The sequence below is a fragment of the Streptomyces rubrogriseus genome, from assembly GCF_027947575.1.
Lineage (GTDB): Bacteria > Actinomycetota > Actinomycetes > Streptomycetales > Streptomycetaceae > Streptomyces > Streptomyces rubrogriseus.
In genome coordinates, this window is record NZ_CP116256.1 from 2,992,680 (window position 1) to 3,011,304 (window position 18,625).

Annotated in this window: 20 protein-coding genes and 1 pseudogene; 10 read left to right on the forward strand and 11 right to left on the reverse strand. The window is 72.7% G+C overall.

Annotated features, from left to right (window positions below):
• Positions 1-145 precede the first annotated feature (145 nt).
• Entirely contained in the window at positions 146-1,372 is a 1,227-nt protein-coding gene (locus Sru02f_RS13735; protein WP_109030304.1) for an acyl-CoA dehydrogenase family protein, read from the forward strand.
• On the opposite strand, the gene Sru02f_RS13740 is transcribed toward Sru02f_RS13735, so the two are convergent.
• From Sru02f_RS13740 to Sru02f_RS13775, 8 genes are all read right to left on the reverse strand, one after another.
• The gene (locus Sru02f_RS13740) at positions 1,369-1,902 is read right to left on the reverse strand and encodes a cupin domain-containing protein (RefSeq protein ID WP_109031405.1); all 534 of its coding nucleotides are present in this window, start codon (positions 1,900-1,902) and stop codon (positions 1,369-1,371) included. The two genes, Sru02f_RS13735 and Sru02f_RS13740, sit on opposite strands and share 4 nt — an antisense overlap.
• Positions 1,899-3,113 (reverse strand): cytochrome P450, encoded by a 1,215-nt coding sequence (locus Sru02f_RS13745; protein ID WP_109030305.1) that lies wholly within the window; start codon positions 3,111-3,113, stop codon positions 1,899-1,901. Before Sru02f_RS13745 ends, Sru02f_RS13740 begins: the two co-directional genes overlap by 4 nt.
• Positions 3,110-4,312, reverse strand: coding sequence for a 1,3,6,8-tetrahydroxynaphthalene synthase (locus Sru02f_RS13750; RefSeq protein ID WP_280524880.1), 1,203 nt, complete (start codon positions 4,310-4,312; stop codon positions 3,110-3,112). Before Sru02f_RS13750 ends, Sru02f_RS13745 begins: the two co-directional genes overlap by 4 nt.
• Positions 4,313-4,381: 69 nt before the next feature.
• Positions 4,382-4,618 carry a DUF6213 family protein gene (locus tag Sru02f_RS13755; RefSeq protein WP_003977626.1) on the reverse strand — a complete coding sequence of 79 codons (237 nt, stop codon included), beginning with the start codon at positions 4,616-4,618 and terminating at the stop codon, positions 4,382-4,384.
• A 25-nt stretch (positions 4,619-4,643) separates the two neighbouring features.
• Positions 4,644-6,029: an NADP-dependent succinic semialdehyde dehydrogenase gene (locus tag Sru02f_RS13760; RefSeq protein WP_109030307.1), complete on the reverse strand. Its 1,386-nt coding sequence runs from the start codon at positions 6,027-6,029 to the stop codon at positions 4,644-4,646.
• 133 nt (positions 6,030-6,162) lie between these two features.
• Positions 6,163-6,624 (reverse strand): NUDIX domain-containing protein, encoded by a 462-nt coding sequence (locus tag Sru02f_RS13765; RefSeq protein ID WP_109030308.1) that lies wholly within the window; start codon positions 6,622-6,624, stop codon positions 6,163-6,165.
• Positions 6,621-8,159: an ATP-dependent DNA ligase gene (locus tag Sru02f_RS13770; RefSeq protein WP_109030309.1), complete on the reverse strand. Its 1,539-nt coding sequence runs from the start codon at positions 8,157-8,159 to the stop codon at positions 6,621-6,623. Before Sru02f_RS13770 ends, Sru02f_RS13765 begins: the two co-directional genes overlap by 4 nt.
• A gap of 90 nt (positions 8,160-8,249) precedes the next feature.
• Positions 8,250-9,224: an NAD(P)/FAD-dependent oxidoreductase gene (locus Sru02f_RS13775; RefSeq protein ID WP_109031406.1), complete on the reverse strand. Its 975-nt coding sequence runs from the start codon at positions 9,222-9,224 to the stop codon at positions 8,250-8,252.
• Positions 9,225-9,301: 77 nt separating this feature from the next.
• On the opposite strand from Sru02f_RS13775, the gene Sru02f_RS13780 reads away from it, so the two are divergent.
• From Sru02f_RS13780 to Sru02f_RS13805, 6 genes are all read left to right on the forward strand, one after another.
• A complete protein-coding gene (locus Sru02f_RS13780) occupies positions 9,302-9,877 on the forward strand; it encodes a helix-turn-helix domain-containing protein (protein ID WP_109030310.1) in 576 nt (191 codons plus the stop codon).
• 84 nt (positions 9,878-9,961) lie between these two features.
• Positions 9,962-10,972 (forward strand): NADPH:quinone oxidoreductase family protein, encoded by a 1,011-nt coding sequence (locus Sru02f_RS13785; protein ID WP_109030311.1) that lies wholly within the window; start codon positions 9,962-9,964, stop codon positions 10,970-10,972.
• The gene (locus Sru02f_RS13790) at positions 10,969-12,150 is read left to right on the forward strand and encodes an acyl-CoA dehydrogenase family protein (protein ID WP_109030312.1); all 1,182 of its coding nucleotides are present in this window, start codon (positions 10,969-10,971) and stop codon (positions 12,148-12,150) included. The genes Sru02f_RS13785 and Sru02f_RS13790 overlap by 4 nt, the downstream gene beginning before the upstream one ends.
• Positions 12,147-13,235 carry an acyl-CoA dehydrogenase family protein gene (locus Sru02f_RS13795; RefSeq protein ID WP_109030313.1) on the forward strand — a complete coding sequence of 363 codons (1,089 nt, stop codon included), beginning with the start codon at positions 12,147-12,149 and terminating at the stop codon, positions 13,233-13,235. The genes Sru02f_RS13790 and Sru02f_RS13795 overlap by 4 nt, the downstream gene beginning before the upstream one ends.
• Before the next feature lie 174 nt (positions 13,236-13,409).
• Positions 13,410-14,273, forward strand: a complete 864-nt coding sequence (locus tag Sru02f_RS13800) for a phosphatidylinositol-specific phospholipase C/glycerophosphodiester phosphodiesterase family protein (protein WP_109030314.1) — start codon at positions 13,410-13,412, stop codon at positions 14,271-14,273.
• 115 nt (positions 14,274-14,388) lie between these two features.
• Positions 14,389-14,583, forward strand: a complete 195-nt coding sequence (locus Sru02f_RS13805; RefSeq protein WP_003977636.1) for a hypothetical protein — start codon at positions 14,389-14,391, stop codon at positions 14,581-14,583.
• Here the strand turns inward: Sru02f_RS13805 and Sru02f_RS13810 are convergent.
• On the reverse strand, positions 14,573-15,073 hold the full coding sequence (locus tag Sru02f_RS13810; RefSeq protein ID WP_244941833.1) for an MFS transporter: 501 nt from the start codon (positions 15,071-15,073) through the stop codon (positions 14,573-14,575). The two genes, Sru02f_RS13805 and Sru02f_RS13810, sit on opposite strands and share 11 nt — an antisense overlap.
• Here Sru02f_RS13810 and Sru02f_RS13815 point away from each other — a divergent pair.
• A pseudogene (locus Sru02f_RS13815) lies at positions 15,050-15,454 on the forward strand (TetR-like C-terminal domain-containing protein); the annotation flags it as partial. The gene Sru02f_RS13810 and the pseudogene Sru02f_RS13815 overlap by 24 nt on opposite strands.
• A gap of 20 nt (positions 15,455-15,474) precedes the next feature.
• Here Sru02f_RS13815 and Sru02f_RS13820 read toward each other — a convergent pair.
• On the reverse strand, positions 15,475-15,843 hold the full coding sequence (locus tag Sru02f_RS13820) for a DUF779 domain-containing protein (protein WP_109030315.1): 369 nt from the start codon (positions 15,841-15,843) through the stop codon (positions 15,475-15,477).
• 125 nt (positions 15,844-15,968) lie between these two features.
• On the opposite strand from Sru02f_RS13820, the gene Sru02f_RS13825 reads away from it, so the two are divergent.
• Together Sru02f_RS13825 and Sru02f_RS13830 are read left to right on the forward strand one after the other, a co-directional pair.
• Positions 15,969-16,442 (forward strand): MarR family winged helix-turn-helix transcriptional regulator, encoded by a 474-nt coding sequence (locus Sru02f_RS13825; protein WP_109030316.1) that lies wholly within the window; start codon positions 15,969-15,971, stop codon positions 16,440-16,442.
• A gap of 72 nt (positions 16,443-16,514) precedes the next feature.
• Positions 16,515-18,116, forward strand: a complete 1,602-nt coding sequence (locus Sru02f_RS13830; protein WP_109030317.1) for an MFS transporter — start codon at positions 16,515-16,517, stop codon at positions 18,114-18,116.
• Here Sru02f_RS13830 and Sru02f_RS13835 read toward each other — a convergent pair.
• Positions 18,079-18,504 (reverse strand): luciferase domain-containing protein, encoded by a 426-nt coding sequence (locus Sru02f_RS13835; protein WP_109030318.1) that lies wholly within the window; start codon positions 18,502-18,504, stop codon positions 18,079-18,081. The genes Sru02f_RS13830 and Sru02f_RS13835 overlap by 38 nt on opposite strands.
• Positions 18,505-18,625: the final 121 nt, after the last annotated feature.

Genomic DNA, 18,625 nt, shown 5'->3' on the forward strand with positions numbered 1-18,625 from the left:
GGTGACGCCTGCGCAAACTAACACTCACGGGACGAGGCCCATCGAACGGGAGGGCGAGGTGGTCCCGGGAGTTGACTTTTCCTACCCACGGGTAACAGACTCGGTGTTACCGCAAGTAACATGCACGGGCGTCACTGGAGGGGACATGGCCGAGTTCACCATGGAGCTGAGCGACGAACAGAAGGAGGTCCGGGACTGGCTGCACGGCTTCGCGGCCGACGTCATCCGCCCCGCGGCCGCCGAATGGGACGAGCGCGAGGAGACCCCCTGGCCGGTCATCCAGGAGGCCGCCAAGGTCGGCATCTACTCCCTGGACTTCTACGCCCAGCAGTACTTCGACTCCACCGGCCTCGGCATCCCCATGGCGATGGAGGAGCTGTTCTGGGGTGACGCGGGCATCGCCCTGTCGATCGTCGGCACGGGCCTCGCCGCCGTCGGCGTCCTCGCCAACGGCACCGAGGAGCAGATCGGCACCTGGATCCCGCAGATGTACGGCGACGCCAACGACGTCAAGGTCGCCGCCTTCTGCTCCTCCGAGCCCGACGCCGGCTCCGACGTCGCCTCCATGCGCACCCGTGCCGTGTACGACGAGGCCAAGGACGAGTGGGTGCTGAGCGGCACCAAGACCTGGGCGACCAACGGCGGCATCGCCAACGTCCACGTCGTCGTCGCGGTCGTCGACCCGGACCTCGGCTCCAAGGGCCACGCCTCCTTCATCGTCCCGCCGAGCACGCCGGGGCTGTCGCAGGGCCAGAAGTTCAAGAAGCACGGCATCCGCGCCTCGCACACCGCCGAGGTCGTCCTCGACAACGTGCGCGTGCCCGGCTCCTGCCTGCTCGGCGGCAAGGAGAAGCTGGACGCCCGCCTGGCCCGTGCCCGGGAGAAGGCCAAGAAGGGCGGCGAGCGCGTGAAGAACGCGGCGATGGCCACCTTCGAGGCGTCCCGCCCGGCGGTCGGCGCGATGGCGGTGGGCACCGCGCGTGCCGCTTACGAGGTGGCGCTGGAGTACGCGCAGACCCGGGAGCAGTTCGGCCGCCCCATCATCGACAACCAGGGCGTCGCCTTCCAGCTCGCCGACATGCGCACGTCCATCGACGCGGCCCGGCTGCTGGTGTGGCGGGCCTCCTGGATGGCGATCAACGGCAAGCCGTTCACGGCGGCCGAGGGCTCGATGTCCAAGCTCTTCGCCAGCGAGACCGCGAAGACGGTGACCGCCCAGGCGGTCCAGATCCTGGGCGGCAACGGCTACACGCGGGAGTACCCGGTGGAGCGGATGCACCGGGACTCCGCGATCTACACGATCTTCGAGGGCACGAGTGAGATCCAGCGGCTGGTGATCGCGCGGACGCTCGCGGGGATGCCGATTCGCTAACCGTGTCGCAGCGGCGTCAGCTGCTCGATGTCGTACTTCGCCCGCAGCGCCTCGATCGCCTCGTGGTCCGGTGGGCCGCCGTCGCCGAGGATCTCCAGCAGTTCCTCGAAGTAGCGCTCGTGGTCGGGGGGCGGGCTGGCCTGGAAGAACATCTTGGCCGGCTCGCCCGTCGGGTTCGCGAAGGCGTGAGGACAGCCGGGGGGTACGACGATGACCGTGCCCGGGGTGGCGCGCACCACCCGGTTGCCCGAGGCCGACTCCCACTTCCGCCAGCTGTCCGGCGTACGGACCCGCGGCTCGAAGGCGAGCACGTCCAGCTCGCCCTCCAGCACGTAGAACAGCTCCTCGCTGCGGGTGTGCACATGGGCGCCGACGTCGAACCCCGGCGGCACGATCACCTCGAAGGTGGACGCCATGCGCGAGTGTGAACCGGTCACCTTGAAGGTCACGTGCTGGGCCGGCGCCTGCACCACCCTGCCCTGACCGGGCGGCACCAGCAGCCCCTCGGCCGCCGCGACCAGGCCGCTCACCACGTCACCGGCAGGGCCTCGGGACCGCGGATCAGCGCACCCTTCTTGAAGGGCACGTCCTCCGGCGCCACCGCGAGCTTCAGCCCCGGCACCCGGTCCAGGACCGCGTCGACGAGCAGCTCCGACTCCAGCCGGGCCAGCATGCCGCCCGGGCAGTAGTGCGGGCCGAAGCCGAAGGACACGTGCGGGTTGGGGGAGCGCTCGAAGTCGATGGTGTCCGGGTCGGGGAACACCTCCGGGTCGCGGTTGGCCGCCAGGTACGAGACGTAGACGGCGTCGCCCGCGCGGATCCGCACCCCCTTGATCTCCACGTCCTCCAGGGCGATCCGGGACAGCCCCACGGCGTTGCGGTGCGGGATCCAGCGCAGCAGCTCGTCGATGGCCCGGGGGCGGATCTCCGGCTCGGAGCGCAGGCGTTCGGCCAGCTCCGGGCGGGTCAGCAGCAGGTGGAACATCTGCCCGCTGTTGTTGGTGACCGCCTCGCCGCCGATCTGGAGCAGCACCGCGAGCCCGACGGCCTCCGTCAGCGTGATCTCGTCCCGCCCCACGGCGGCACCCAGCAGCGAGGTGACGTCCTCGCCCGCGCTGTCGGACCGGAGCCCGATGAGATCCGAGAAGTAGGCGTTCATCTCGTTCTTGGCCCGCTCACTGACCTCGGCGCCGTGCGAGGAGGACAGGATCAGCTGGGTCCAGGTGTGCATGGAGTGCCGGTCGGTGGCCGGCACACCCATCAGCTCGCAGATCACCGCGATGGGGAACGGGCTCAGCACCGCCTCGGTGAGGTCGGCGGGCGGACCGGCCCTCAGCATGGCGTCGACCAGCTCGTCGAGCATGCCCCGGGACCGCTCGCGCACCCGCTCCACGCCCCGCGCGGTGAAGGCCGCGGCCACCGAGCGGCGCAGCCGGGTGTGGTCGGGCGGGTCCAGGAAGCCGACCGCGCCGCGCGCCGGGATGAAGTGCGGGGCCAGCCGGGTGACCTGGCGGTCCATGACGGCCTCGCGCCCGAACCGGGGGTCGTTGGTGACCAGGCGGACGTCGTCGTGGCGGGTCACGAGCCAGGCCCAGCCCTCGCCGTTGGGCAGCGAGATCCGGGTGACGGGACCCTCGCGCATCAGCTCGGTCAGCACCGGGTCGAAGTCGCTGCCGGGCAGGTCGACGGCCGGCCAGTCCCGGACGGGCGGCACGGCCTGGGAGATCGTCTCTTCGCTCATGGCTGCCTCACACTTCGCGTCACACCCTGTGCCGCGGTCCGCGTCACGTCCTGCCGCACGCTGCGCCGCACGTCCGCGGTCCGCCAGCAGCCCAGGGACATCTCGGCGGTGATGCCCGGACCGAAACCGGCCAGCAGCCCGCGCGCCCCGTCGGTGACGCCCCCTTCGTCGAACAGCCGGCGCAGCGCGTCCAGGACGACGGCGCTGGCGATGTTGCCGTACTCGGTGAGCGTCGCCCGGCTGAACCGGAAGGCGTGCGGATCCACCTGGAGGAACTTGCTGAGGTCGTCGAGGATCCGGGGGCCGCCCGCGTGCACGATGTAGAAGTCCAGGTCGGCGGCGTCCCAACCGTGGTCTCCCGCCAGCTCCTTGAGTGCCGGCGCGAGCGGCTCCATGGTGGCCGGCACCCGCTTGTCCAGCAGGAAGTGGAAACCGGTCGCCTTCACGTCGTACATGATCCAGTCCTCGGTCTCGGGGATCAGGTACGAGCCGTTGCGCTCCAGGCGTACTCCGGTGCCGCCCCGGCCGCGGACCACCGCGGCGGCGATCCCGTCGCCGAAGAGGCCGTTGCAGAGCAGGGAGCCCACGCCGAGGTCGGTGGGCTGGTAGCACAGCGAGCAGAACTCGCAGGCCACGATGAGGGCGTTGGCCTCGGGGTAGGCGGTGCAGAAGTCGTGGGCCCGGTTGATCGCCGCACCGCCGGCCGCACAGCCCAGCTGGGCGATGGGTATCTGGCGCGTGGTGCTGTCGAAACCCATCTCGTTGATCAGCCACGCCGTGAGCGAGGGCATCATGAAGCCCGTGCAGGAGACGTAGATGATCACGTCGATGTCGGTGGCGAGCAGCTCCGCGTCGTCCAGAGCGCGCTGGATCACGGCCGGGACCCGGGACTTCGCCTCCCGTTCGTAGACCTTGTTGCGGTCCTCGAAGCCGGGGTGCTCCAGGGTGTCCTCGATGGGCTGCACGATGTGCCGGGTGCGGACCCCGGTGTTCTCTATCAGCCGGAGCGCGAGCGGCAGTTGAGGATGGCCCGTGTGACGCCGACGCGCCAGCTCCAGCGTCTCCTCCATCGTGATCACGTGCTCCGGGACGGACACCGAGGGTCTGCACAAAGTCGCCATGAACCGTGCCTGCTTTCGCCTCGCGGAAGGCTTGCGGCCCCCCGGCCGGAAAGTGGTGCACCTTTCAGGGGTGCCCATCCACGATCACTCACCGGGGCAGTGATCTCTCGCCGGGTTACTCCGTCTCGGGGAGCCGGGCGGCAGGCGTCAGGAGGAGGGGCCGCTGCTGTGGGCGATGCACGCCACGTCGATCCGGTCGGCCAGCTTGGCCAGCTCGATGGTGAGGGCCGCGACGGTGTCCTCGTCCAGGCTCTCCTCGCCGGTCTCCACCAGCCGCAGCCACCGTCCGCCGACCGTGCGCAGCAGCTTGCTCACGTCGGACGCGGCGACCTGGAGCGTGCCGCGGTCGTCGACGATCAGAGGCAGGGTCACTTCGCGGTTCACAAAGGGGATCGTAGTCGCGGAAGGCTCACCCTCCGTGCCATACGGTGGTGATGTTGCAGAACTCGCGGATTCCGTGCCCGGACAGCTCACGCCCGTAGCCCGACCGCTTGACCCCGCCGAACGGGAACGCCGGGTGGGACGCCGTCATCCCGTTCACGTACACGCCGCCCGCCTCCAGGTCCCGGACGAATCGGTCCACGTCAGCGTCGTCGCGCGTCCACACGTTCGAACTGAGGCCGAAGTCGGTGTCGTTGGCGATCAGCACCGCCTCGTCCAGGTCGGCCGCCCGGTAGAGCGTGGCGACCGGTCCGAAGGCCTCCTCGCGGTGGATGCGCAGCTCGCGGGTGACGTCCGCCAGGACGGTCGGCGGGTAGTACCAGCCCGGCCCGTCCGGACGTTCGCCGCCGCACAGCACGCTCGCCCCGCCGCGCACCGCGTCGTCGACCAGCTCCACCAGGTCGTTCAGACCCTGCTCGCTGGAGAGCGGGCCGACCTCGGTCCCCTCGTCCATCGGGTCGCCGACCTTCAGCGCCCGCATCCCCTCGGTGAAGCGCTCGGCGAAGGCGTCGTAGACGTCGGTGTGCACGATGAACCGCTTGGCGGCGATGCACGACTGCCCGGCGTTCTGCGTGCGCGCGGTCACCGCCACCTCGGCGGCCCGCTCGACGTCGGCGGAGGGCATGACGACGAACGGGTCGCTGCCGCCCAGCTCGAGCACCGTCTTCTTGATCATCTCCCCGGCCGTGGCGGCCACCGCGCGGCCCGCCGGTTCGCTGCCGGTGAGGGTGGCGGCCCGCACCCGTTCGTCGCGCAGGACGTCGTCGACCTGGGCGGAACCGATGAGGAGTGTCTGGAAGCAGCCCTCGGGGAAGCCCGCCCGGTGGAACAGGTCCTCCAGGTAGAGGGCGGTCTGCGGCACGTTCGAGGCGTGCTTGAGCAGCCCGACGTTGCCCGCCATCAGCGCGGGCGCCGCGAACCTGATCACCTGCCAGAGCGGGAAGTTCCAGGGCATCACCGCGAGCACCGGGCCGAGCGGCCGGTAGCGGACCAGGGCCCGGGAGGCGCCGGAGTCCTTCACGTCGGCCTCGGCGGGCTCCTCGTCGGCCAGCAGCTCCGCCGCGTGGTCGGCGTACCAGCGCATCGCCTTGGCGCACTTGGCCGCCTCCGCGCGGGCCTGCTTCACCGGCTTGCCCATCTCCGTGGTGATGACCTTCCCGATCTCCTTCTGATCGGCCTCGAGAAGGTCGGCGGCGCGGCGCATCAGCCCGGCCCGCTCGTAGAACCCCGTGGTCCGGTAGGTGCGGAAGGTGGCCTCCGCGAGCTCGATCCGGCGCTCGATCTCCTCCTCGCCCATGGCCTCGTACGTCCTGAGCGTCTCGCCGTTCGCCGGGTTCACCGTCGCGATGGGCATGGCCGACCTCCCTGGGTGCCTTCGTGCTTCGACCTTGGCGCGCGGCGCGGAGTGCCGCAACGCGGACGGGTCCCGCAGGTGGCTCCCGCGGCCCGGCGCGCGTCCGGAAGCCGCCGTCCGTCTTCGCCTCTCGTCAGTGCGAGTGCTCAGCCAGCCGGTCGAGAAACGCGGTCTGCGCCTTCACGATCACCTCGCGGGCCCGGTCGAGGCCGAACCACGCCACCCGGTCCAGCTCGGGGAACTCCTCGGTCCGACCCGACTTCGGCGGCCACTCCATCGTGAAGGTGCCGGGGACCACGGTCGCCGGATCGAGGTCGGCCTCGACCGCCCAGACCGTGACGAACTTCCCGCCCGCCTGGCGGACCTCGCCGAGCGGGACGGCCCCGCCCTCGGGCGGCGGCAGCCCCAGCTCCTCCTCGAACTCCCGCCGGGCCGCCTCCCAGGCCGGTTCCCCGGAGTCGTACTCGCCCTTGGGCACGGTCCACGCCCCGGCGTCCCGGCGGGTGTAGAACGGGCCGCCCATGTGCCCGAGGAGCACCTGGAGCTCGCCGCCGGGAGCGCGCCGGTGCAGCAGCAGACCCGCGCTGCGCCTCACGGGGCCACCCCGGGGTGCGCGGCGAGCAGGGTGTCCACGGTGTCCGCGTCCGCGGGGCGCTTGTCCTCGCGGTAGCGGACCACGCGCGCGAAGCGGAGGGTGACGCCGGCCGGGTAGCGGGTGGAGCGCTGCAGGCCGTCGTAGGCGATCTCGACGACGAGCTCGGGGCGTACGGTCACGCCCCAGCCGTGCTCCTCGACGGCCAGCTCCCCGAGGCGCTCGGTCTGCCAGGTCAGCAGCGCGTCGGTCATGCCCTTGAAGGTCTTGCCGAGCATCGCGAAGGAGCCGTCGGCGGTGCGGGCGCCCAGGTGGAGGTTGGAGAGCTTGCCGGTGCGGCGGCCGTGGCCCCACTCGGCGGCCAGCACCACCAGGTCGAGCGTGTGGACCGGCTTGACCTTCAGCCAGGACGCGCCGCGCCGTCCCGCGCTGTAGGCGGCGTCGAGCCCCTTGACGACGACGCCCTCGTGCCCGCGCGCCAGTGTCCGGGCGAGGAACTCCTCCGCCGCACCGGTGTCCTCCGGGCCGTGTACCGGAGTGCGCCGTACCCGCAGGGGTTCGGGGACCAGCCGCGCCAGCTCCGCGTGCCGTTCGGTCAGCGGCAGGTCGAGCAGGTCGCGGCCGTCGACGGAGAGTGCGTCGAAGAAGACCGCCGAGACCGGGACCGCCCGCGCGGCCGTGGCCACGTCGGTGCGGGAGCCGACCCGGCCGGCCGTCTCCTGGAAGGAACGGGGGCGCCCGTCCGCGTCGAGGGAGATCGCCTCGCCGTCCAGGATGAACCGCTCGCCGGACAGCGCCAGGGCCGCCTCGGTGACCTCGGGGAGCCGGTCGGTGATGTCGTCCAGGGTGCGGGTGTAGATCCGCACGGTGCCGCCGTCCCGGTGCACCTGGACGCGGATGCCGTCCAGCTTCTCCTCCACCGCGGCGGCGCCCAGCTTGCCGACCGCCTCGGCGACCGAGGACGCGCTGTGCGCCAGCATCGGCAGCACGGGCCGTCCGACGGTGAGCCGGAACCGGTCGAGGGCGCCGGGTCCGTCGGCCAGCAGGGCTTCGGCCACCGTCTGGAGCGACCCCGCGAGCATCACCGCACGCCGTACGTCCGCCGGGGGAGCGTCCGTCGCCGCGGCCAGGCCCTCGACGGCGGCCGCGTCCAGGGCGCCCTGGCGGACCTCCCCGGTGAGCAGCCCGATCAGGAAGCGCTGCTCGTCCTCCGTGGCGGCGCCCATCAGCTCGCCGACCAGCCGGGTCCGCTCGGCCTGCGAACCGGCGCCGGAGACCGCGCCGAGCCGGGTGAGACGGGCGTCCACGTCACGTACGGTCAGGGTCGGTGCGTCCGCGGGCGGGACGCGGCGGCTCAGCACCTTCCAGCCGACGCCGATCCGGCCCTGCGGGAGCCGTCCCGCCAGGTACGGGATGACGACCGGCACGTCCGCCGCCTCCGCCTCACGGAACAGCTCCGCGAGCAGGACGGTCTTCCGGGACCGCGCCGACGTGGCCGCGACCTCCCGGGACACCTGGGCCAACCGGGCAAGCAGCATGCAGTCATGGTGCACCGGAGCGGGCGGGCGCACACCCCGCGGCTGCCGCGCGAGTCCGCGTACGCCCTTCCCGGCTGCTCCGGAGTGCCCTCACTCCGCGAGGGCGGCGTCCAGGTCCGACATGATCAGGTCGCCGACGATCGCCGACGCCGCGCGGTACCCGCCGCTCGCCGCGTGCACGACCTGCTCGGCGAAGCCCATCGCGTTGCCCGCGGTCCACACGCCCGGCACGCTGGTCCGGCCCGTCGGGTCCACCACCGGGTAGGCGCCGAACGGCGTCTCCTGCAGCTCCGCCCCCAGCCGCTCCATCAGGCCGGTCTGCGGGACCGCCTTCGGGGCGACGAACACCACCGTGCGGTCGTGCGCCGTGCCGTCCGCCAGCCGCACCCCGGTCAGCCGGTCGTCCTCGACCCGCAGGGCGGCCACCTCGCCGGGCACCACCTTGACCCCGGCCGCGGCGAGCCGCCGCAGGTCGTCGTCGGACAGCTCCCGCTCGGCGACCGTGTGCAGGAAGAGCGTCACGTCGTCCGACCAGCCGGACACCATCAGCGCCTGGTGCACGCTGAGCGGGCTGGTGGCGAGGACGCCGAAGCGTTCGTCCCGCACCTCCCAGCCGTGGCAGAACGGGCAGTGCAGCACGTCCCGGCCGTACCGCTCGGCGACCCCGGGCACGGCCGGCAGCTCGTCCCTGAGACCGGTGGTGACGATCAGCCGGCGGGCGTGCACGGTGTCCCCGCCGGCCAGCTCCACCGCGAAGTCTCCGTCCCTGGACACGTCCACCGCGCGGTCGCGTACCAGGTCCACCCCGTAACGGGCGATCTCCTCCCGGCCGAGGGCCAGGAACTCGGCGGGGGACATGCCGTCCCGGGTCAGGTAGCCCTGCATGTGGTCCGAGGGCGCGTTGCGCGGCTCACCGGCGTCGACCACCAGCGTGCGCAGCCGGGAGCGGCCCAGCACGAGCGCGGCGGAGAGCCCGGCCGCGCCGCCGCCGACGACCACCACGTCGTACGTTCCGGACGGGTCCTTCAGATCCTTCAGATCGTTGAGGTCCGTGTTCTGGGTCATGGTGACCACCTCCACGTAGAAGGTCGCTCGGGTCCGACGGGATTGACAAATGAGTTTGCCGGAACTGCAATAAACGCATGACGACCGCAGACGATGTCCTCGCCGGTGTCGGGCCGAGGCTCCGCCAGGTGCGCAAGGAGCGGGAGGTGACCCTGGCCGCACTGTCCGAGGCGACCGGCATCTCGGTCAGCACCCTGTCGCGGCTCGAGTCGGGCCTGCGCAGACCGAGCCTCGAACTGCTGCTGCCGATCGCCCAGGCCCACCAGGTGCCGCTGGACGAACTGGTCGGTGCGCCACCGGTCGGCGACCCCCGGGTGCGCGCCAAACCCATCGTGCGCCACGGCCGCACCCACTGGCCGCTCACCCGCCAGGCGGGCGGCCTCCAGGCGTTCAAGGTGCTGGAGCCCCAGCGCCGGGAGGAGCCGGACCCGCGCACCCACGAGGGGTACGAGTGGCTGTACGTCCTCTCGGGGCGGCTGCGGCTCGTGCTCGGCGAGCACGACGTGGTGCTGTCGGCGGGGGAGGCCGCGGAGTTCGACACGCGGGTGCCGCACTGGTTCGGGTCGACGGGGGAGGGGCCGGCCGAGTTCCTCAGCCTCTTCGGGCCGCAGGGGGAGCGGATGCACGTACGGGCGCGGCCCGCGCAGGCGTGAGCCCGCACCCTGTTCCCTGATCGGCAAGCGACCGCTTAGTATGCGGATGACCCGGTCGGACGACGCAGTCGGTGGAGGCCCCGCATGCAGGCATGGCAGGTGCACGAGAACGGCGAGCCGGGCGAGGTGATGCGCCTCGCGGACGTGGCGCCGCCGACGCCAGGCGAGGGTCAGGTCCTGCTGAGGGTCCGCGCCGCGAACATCAACTTCCCGGACGCCCTGCTGTGCCGCGGGCAGTACCAGGTCCGGCCGCCGCTGCCGTTCACGCCGGGCGTGGAGATCTGCGGCGAGACCGAGGACGGGCGACGCGTCATCGCCAACCCCGCGCTGCCGCACGGCGGCTTCGCCGAGTACGCCCTCGCCGACGCCCGCGCCCTGCTGCCCGCGCCGGACTCCCTGGACGACGCCGAGGCGGCCGCCCTGCACATCGGCTACCAGACCGGCTGGTTCGGCCTGCACCGCCGGGCCCGGCTGGAAGCCGGCGAGACCCTGCTCGTCCACGCCGCCGCGGGCGGCGTCGGCAGCGCCGCCGTGCAGCTCGGCAAGGCGGCCGGCGCCACCGTCGTCGGCGTCGTCGGCGGCCCGGAGAAGGCGGCCGTCGCCCGCGAACTCGGCTGCGACGTGGTCGTCGACCGGCATGCCGAGGACGTCGTCGCGGCCGTGAAGGAGGCCACCGGCGGCCGGGGCGCCGACGTGATCTACGACCCCGTGGGCGGCCAGGCCTACGCCCAGTCCGCCAAGGTCGTCGCCTTCGAGGGCCGGATCGTCGTCGTCGGCTTCGCGAGCGGCACGATCCCCAGCCCGGCACTCAACCACGCGCTGGTGAAGAACTACGCGATCCTCGGCCTGCACTGGGGCCTGTACAACACCAAGGACCCGCAGCTGGTCCGGCACTGCCACGAGCAGCTCACCGAGCTGGCCGCACGGGGCGCCGTCAAGCCGCTGGTGAGCGAGCGGGTCCCGCTCGACGGGGCGGCGGACGCCGTGCAGCGCGTCGCCGACGGCAGGACGACCGGCCGGGTGGCCGTCGTACCCGAGAAGGCAGTACCGCAGACCACGAACACGCAGGCCACGGAGAAGGGAGCCGTCGCATGACCGACGCAGCGGAACTGCGCCGCCGTACCCAGGAGTTGCTGGCCGCCCACCCGCCGGCGACCACCGGACGCCTGGACTTCCTGCGCGCCCGCTTCGACGCGGGACTCGCCTGGGTGCACTACCCGGAGGGCCTCGGCGGCCTCGGCGCCCCGCGCGCCCTCCAGGCCGTCGTGGACACCGAGCTGGCGGCGGAAGGCGCCCCCGACAACGACCCGCGCCGCATCGGCATCGGCCTCGGCATGGCCGCCCCGACCATCCTCCAGTACGGCACCGAGGAGCAGAAGCGCCGGCTGCTGCGCCCGCTGTGGACCGGCGAGGAGGTCTGGTGCCAGCTCTTCAGCGAGCCGGGCGCCGGATCCGACCTGGCCGCCCTCGGCACGCGCGCGGTACGGGACGGTGAGGACTGGGTCGTGGGCGGGCAGAAGGTGTGGACCTCCAGCGCGCACCTCGCCCGCTGGGCCATCCTCATCGCCCGCACCGACCCGGACGTGCCCAAACACCGGGGCATCACGTACTTCGTGTGCGACATGACCGACCCCGGCGTCGAGGTGCGGCCGCTGCGCCAGATCACCGGCGAGGCCGAGTTCAACGAGGTGTTCCTCACCGACGTCCGCATCCCCGACTCCCGCCGCCTCGGCGAGGTCGGCGACGGCTGGCGGGTCGCCCAGACCACGCTGAACAACGAACGCGTCGCCATCGGCGGCACGCCGATCCCCCGCGAGGGCGGCATGATCGGCAAGATCGCCGAGACCTGGCGGGAACGCCCCGACCTGCGCACCCACGACCTGCACCAGCGGCTGCTCGGCCTGTGGGTCGAGGCCGAGGTCGCCCGCCTCACCGGCGTACGCCTGCGCCAGCAACTGGCGGCCGGGCAGCCCGGCCCCGAGGGCGCCGGCATGAAGCTGAACTTCGCCCGGCTCAACCAGGAGATCAGCGGCCTGGAGGTGGAACTCCTCGGTGCGGAGGGCCTGCTCTACGACGACTGGACCATGCGCCGCCCCGAACTGGTCGACTTCACCGGCCGCGACGCCGGATACCGCTACCTGCGGTCCAAGGGCAACAGCATCGAGGGCGGGACCAGCGAGGTCCTGCTGAACATCGTCGCCGAGCGCGTCCTCGGCCTGCCCGCCGAGCCGCGCACCGACAAGGACGTCGCATGGAAGGACCTCGCCCGATGAGCGCACAGCCGGAACCCGCCCTGCTCCTCTCGGAGGAGGAAGAGGCGCTGCGCGCCGCCGTCCGGGACCTGCTCACCGACCACTGCGACCCGGCGGGCGTCATCACCCGCACCGAGTCGGCCGCCCGTCACGACGTGCCGCTGTGGAAGGCCCTCGCCGACTCGATGGGCCTCGCGGGCCTGCTGATCCCGGAGGAACTGGGCGGGCAGGGCGCCACCCACCGCGAAGCCGCCGTGGTCCTGGAGGAACTGGGCCGCGCGGTCGCACCGGTGCCGTACCTGACGAGCGCCGTCGTCGCCACCGAGGCGCTGCTGGCCTGCGGGGCGGACGACCTGCTCGGCGAGCTGGCGTCCGCCACCACCGTCGCCGTGCTCGCCGTCGGGCTGCACGTCGCACCGGGCGGCGACGTCCCGCGGGTCCGGCTCGAAGCAGGCGCGCTGCACGGGGAGTTGACCGGCATCGCCGACGCGTCCGTCGCCGACGTGCTGCTCGTGCCCGCGGACGACGGGGGCCTGTACGCGGTCGGCGCCTCGGACGCCGCGGTCACCGAGCAGGTGTCGCTCGACTCGACCCGGCCGCTGGCGCGCGTGACCCTCGACGGCGCCTCGGGGCGTCGCCTCGGCGACGCGGAACCGGCCGTACGCCGTGCCCTGCGGGCCGGTGCCGGGCTGCTCGCCTCCGAACAGCTGGGCCTCGCCGACTGGTTGCTGACCGAGACGGTCCGCTACCTCAAGGAACGCAAGCAGTTCAACCGCCAGGTCGGCGGTTTCCAGGCGCTCAAGCACCGGCTGTCCCGGCTCTGGCTGGAGGTGGCGGGCCTGCGCGCCGCGGCCCGGAACGCGGCCGACGCCCTGGCGACCGGCGCGGACACCGACGTGGCCGTCGCCGTGGCCCAGGCGTACGCGGCCCAGGTCGCCGTGCACGCCGCCGAGGAGGCGCTGCAACTGCACGGCGGCATCGGCATGACGTGGGAACACCCGGTCCACCTGTACCTCAAGCGGGCCAAGGCCGACTCGATCGCCTACGGAGCGGCGGGCACCCACCGCGCGGCGCTGGCCGAACTGGTCGACCTGCGGGCTCCCTGACGCACCCGCCCGCGCGCGGGTGCGCCCGGTGGGGGAAACACGCGCGGGTGAGGTGAACGACCGAAGTGAACGACCGGCGGCGGTCCGGCCAACTCGCCGCACGGCTCTGCTCCCTGGGCCGTCGGGACCCCATACTCACAGGCGTCCCGTACGGCACTTCCAGGGAGGCAGAGCATGGCCCTCACCACCCGACGCAGAGCCCTCACCACTCTCGGCGCCGCCCTCGCGGGCGCGGTCGCCCTGCCCGCCGGCTCCGCGCTGGCGTCCCAGGGCGGCCACGGACCGCGCCCGCTGTGGCGTGCGCACGCCCACAACGACTACGAGCACCCCCGGCCCCTCCTCGACGCCCTCGACCACCGCTTCGGCAGCGTCGAGGCCGACATCTACCTGGTCGGCGGCCAACTCCTGGTCGCCCACGACCCCGAGGACCTCGACCCGTCCCGCACTCTGGAGTCGCTCTACCTCGACCCGCTCGCCGCCCGCGTCCGCGCGCAGCACGGCCGGGTCTACCGACGGGACCGCGGCTCCCTGCAACTCCTGATCGACATCAAGACCGAGGGCGAGGCGACCTACCTAGAACTCGACCGCCGACTGCGCCGCTACAAGCACCTGTTCACCTCCTACGCCCACGGGCGGGTCTTCCCGGGAGCCGTCACGGCGGTCGTCTCCGGAGACCGGGCGGCCCGTGCGCCGATGGAGGCCCAGCGCAGCCGCCGCGCCTTCTACGACGGCCGCCTCACCGACCTCGGCACCTCGGCACCGGCCTCGTTCGCCCCGCTGATCAGCGACAACTGGACGCTCAACTTCACCTGGCAGGGCGTCGGCACCTTCCCGGCCGCCGAGCGGCGCAGACTGCGGGACATCGTGGGCGCGGCCCACGCGCGCGGGCAGCGGGTGCGCTTCTGGGCCACGCCCGATGTGGCGGGACCGCCGCGGGACGCAGTGTGGGGCGAACTGCTCGCCGCCGGTGTCGACCACCTCAACACGGACGACCTCGCGGGCCTCGAAGCGTTCCTCGACGCGCACCGGGAGGCGTAGGACAGCGTCTCGACACCACTCGTTCGGAGGACAGGTCAGCCGCCCGGACGAACCCTCCGCTACGCCACACTTACGGCCGAACGCCGCGAAGTGGACGTGGCGGAGGAGGTTGACGATGGCCGTTTCCATCTCTGTGGTGCTCTTGCTGTCCATCCTGGCGGTGCTCTTCCTGCGCAACGGCGGACTGAAGGTCTCGCACGCCCTGGTGTGTCTGCTGCTCGGCTTCTACCTGGCGAGCACGAGCATCGCGCCGACCATCAACAGCGGACTGACCGCCACGGCGGACATCGTGGGCAGCCTCAGACCGTAGGGCGGCGGGGATCGACGGCCTCGCCGGTCGGTGCCGTCCGGGCGGGGGGCGGGGGCTGCGGTCGGCCGGGCAGCAGCAGACACAGCGGGACGGCGAGAGCGGTGAGGGCCGCCGACCACCAGAAGGCCCGGTCGAAGGCGCCGGCCAGGGCGCTCGGGCCGTGGGCGCCGGCCGAGGCGTGCTGCAGGACGACGGCGAGCACGGCGATGCCCACGGAGCCGCCGATCTGCTGGGCGACGCGGGTGATGACACCCGCGTCCGGGATCTCCTGGTGCCGCAGCCCGACGTAGGCGGCGCCCATCGGCGCGACCATGGCGGCGCCGAGCGCGATGCCGCGGACGAACAGCGCGACCGTGAGCACGGCCCCGCCGGTGCCGGCGGTGACGAAGGCGAACGGCACCGTGGCCACGGCGACGAGGGCGAAGGCGGTGACGGCGACCCGGCGGGGGCCGACGCGGTCCAGGTACTGGCCAGGGCGGCCGTCGCCCATGTCCTGGAGGAAGCCCGCGTCGACACCCCCGACACGGGAAGCCTGCGGGGGGACCTCCTCGCCCTCATGCGGGAGATCGGCACGGCCAACGCCCAGCTCGTCATCCTCATGTACGCGCACCTGGCCGGCTACTGCCAGGAGACCGGCACCAGCCCCGGCGAGCTGCTCGACGCGGCGCGCGGGAAGTCCGCGGACGCGCTCGCCGAGGTCTACGACCGGGCCGTCGCCCGCGGCGAGGCCGGGCCGGAACGGCTCACCGGGCGCGTCAGGTCCCTCCCCTTCGACCTGCTGCGCCAGGAGATCCTCGCGACCCTCGCGCCGGTCCCCGAGGACGTCGTCGAGGAGATCGTCGACACGATCTTCCTGCCCCTCGTGCGCTGACGGCCGAAGGGGACGGGCTCTTAGACGTCCACGACGCGGGAGCGGATGAGGAAGCGCACCCCCTCGGGTGCCTCCAGGGAGAAGCCGCTGCCCCGGCCCGGGACCACGTCGACGATCAGCCGGGTGTGGCGCCACGCCTCGTACTGGCTGCGGGACATCCAGAACTCCACCGGCTCCTCGACGCCGTCGACGGCCAGCTCGCCGAGCAGGATGTCCGAGGCGCCGGTGCGGAACTCGCCGGCCGGATAGCACATGGGCGCGCTGCCGTCGCAGCAACCGCCGGACTGGTGGAACATCAGCGGGCCGTGCGCCTCGCGGAGTCGCCGCAGCAGTACGGACGCCTCGGGGGTCAGCTCGACGCGCGGGGTCTCCTCGTATGTGTCGCCCATACCGCACATGCCAGCACGGGGAACGTTGCGAGTGCGTTGCGCGGCACCCGTGGCGGGGCGGCTCCCGCCGCCTCGGCCAGAAACCTCTTTTGACATACCTATCTGACCATATCTATTGTCTCGGGGTGACCACCTCCAGCACCCCTCGCCGGGACATCGACCGCATGGCCTCCGGGCTCGCGGCGTGCCTTCCCGTGCTGCACCGGGCGCTGGACCGGCAGGTCACCGCCCGGTACCCGCACCCCAAACCCCCCGAGGGGCAGCTCGCCCTGCTGCGGTACGTCGCGCAGCACGAGGGCGTCACGGTGCGCGAGGCCGCCGAGGCCCTGCTGATGAAGCCGAACAACGTCAGTGCCCTGGTCTCCCAGCTCGTCGAGCAGGGTGACCTGGAGCGCCGGCGGGACAGCGCCGACAAGCGGGTCGCCCACCTCCACCTCACGGCCACGGCCCGTGAGCGGGTGTCCGAGGTGCGGGAACTGGAGACCGCGTTCATCCGCCACGCCCTGACCTCCCTCACCGAGGGCCAGCAGGGCGCGCTGGGCTCCGCCCTGGACGCCCTCGACGCGTTGACGCGGCACCTCCACCCCGGCGTCCGCTGACCCCTGTGCCCGCCCTCGCGGCGCGCCGTTCCCTTCCCGCACCACCCCTGAAACCGGAAGAGAAGCTCCTCCATGCCCTCCACGTCCGTGGATCACCCCGCCATGCCCGCGGCCGAGCCCGCCCCCGCGCCGGGGGCAGCCGGCCGCCTGCGGTCCAACCCGTGGCTGACCCTCCTCGCCGTCGCGTTCGGCCTGTTCATGGTCCAGCTCGACGGTTCCGTCGTCGCCATCGCCAACCCCGAGATCGGCAGCGACCTGCACGCGTCCACCGCCCAGCTCCAGTGGGTGACCAACGCCTACCTGCTGGCCCTCGCCGCCACCCTCATCCTGGGCGGCAAGCTCGGTGACCGCTTCGGCCGCCGCACCTACTACCTGGTGGGCGTCGCAGGCTTCACCCTCGCCTCGATCGCCATCGGCCTGGCCGGTTCGATCGAGGGCGTCGTCGCCTTCCGCGCCCTCCAAGGCGCCTTCGGCGGACTGCTGATGCCCAACACCCTCGGCCTGCTCCGCTCCGTCTTCCCGCCCAGGAAGTTCGGCATGGCCGTCGGTATCTGGGCCATGGTCTCCGCCGTCGCCACGGCCCTCGGGCCCATCGTCGGCGGCCTCCTCGTGGAGCACGTCGACTGGGAGTCCGTCTTCTACGTCAACGCCCCCATCGGCGTCGCCGCCATCGCCTTCGGCGCCCTCGTCCTCCCGGAGAGCCGCAACGCCGCGAGCCGCGAGCGCTTCGACATACCCGGGCTCGTCCTGCTCGCCCTCGGCCTCCTGGCCGTCGTCTTCGGTGTCGTCAAGGGCGAGACCTGGGGCTGGACCTCCGCCGGCACCCTCGGCGCCGTAGCCGCCGGTCTCCTGCTCCTCCTCGTGTTCGGCCGGTACGAGACCCGCGTGGAGCACCCGCTGCTGCCGATGCGCCTGTTCCGCAGCCGCGCGCTGACCATCGGCGCGATCGTCACCGCGCTGAACTTCTTCGTGATGCTCGGCGTGATCTTCTTCGTCATGCTCTACCTGCAGAACGTGCGCGGCTTCACGCCGGTCGAGGCGGGCGTGCGCACGCTCCCGCTCAGCCTCGCCTCGCTGGTCGCCTCGCCACTGGGCGCGGCCCTGACCCAGCGCTTCGGGCCGCGGCTGACCATGCCGCTGGGCATGCTGCTCCAGGCCGCCTCCTGCTTCGGCATGCTCACCTGGCAGACCGACTCCGCCTACGCCACGATGTGGCCGCCTTTCATCGCGCTCGGCCTCGGCGTCGGCATGGTGATGGCGGCCTCCTCCGACGCCATCGTGGGCAACGCCCCCGTCCGGGACGGCGGGGTGGCGGGCGGTCTCCAGGCGACGACCCTGCAGATCGGCGGCGCGCTCGGCACGTCCGTGCTGGTCTCCCTGATCAGCGCCGAGGTGGGCGCCACCCTCACCGGTGAGCTGACCGGCGCGGGCGTGCCCCCGGCCGTGGCCCACGGTCTCCAGGAGGCCCGGGACGCCGTGGCCATGGGCGTGGCGCCCGTCTCCGGCGAGATGCCGGCCGGGCTGCGGGCCGCCGTGGTGGAGGGCAGCGGGCAGGCGTTCATGAACGGCGTGCACGTGGCCGTGGTCGTCACCGGCGTCCTCTGCGTTCTCGGTGCTGCCCTGGCGGCGGCCGGACTCAGGCCTCCCCGGCCGCGGCCCGCGGAAGCACCGTGACCCGGTGGAAGTTGCACCCCGGGGGTGCCGACAGCGCCGTCGGCCCCGGCGGACCCGGGGCGAGGTCGGCCGGGGGCCGGGACTGATGCGCCTTCAGGGCGATGCTCACCAGGCTCAACAGCAGATCCACGTCCGCGTCGCAGTCCAGGTGCACGGTCACCCAACGGGAGCCGGGCACCAGACGGATGGCGGTGGAGCCGCCCAGGTCGTACTGGAAACGCTGGATGGCCCGGTGGGTGAGGTGGAGGTCCACGTCCCGGTCCGAGTGGAAGTGGACGATCTCGTCGCGGACGGAGCACAGTGCCCGTCCGGTTCCGCAACTGGCCGGACCCGCCGAGAGGTCGGGCCAGGCTTGCAGCCGCTCGAAGGCGCGCTGGGCCGGAGTCATGGCCCTATCGTCGCCCGCTCACCGCTTCGCAACCAGAGGTTGAGCGATTTGTAACCGGCACGTGAGGTCGGCGGGAGCCCTGGCGCCCCCGCCGACCGGGTGCCGACGCCTGCCCCGACGC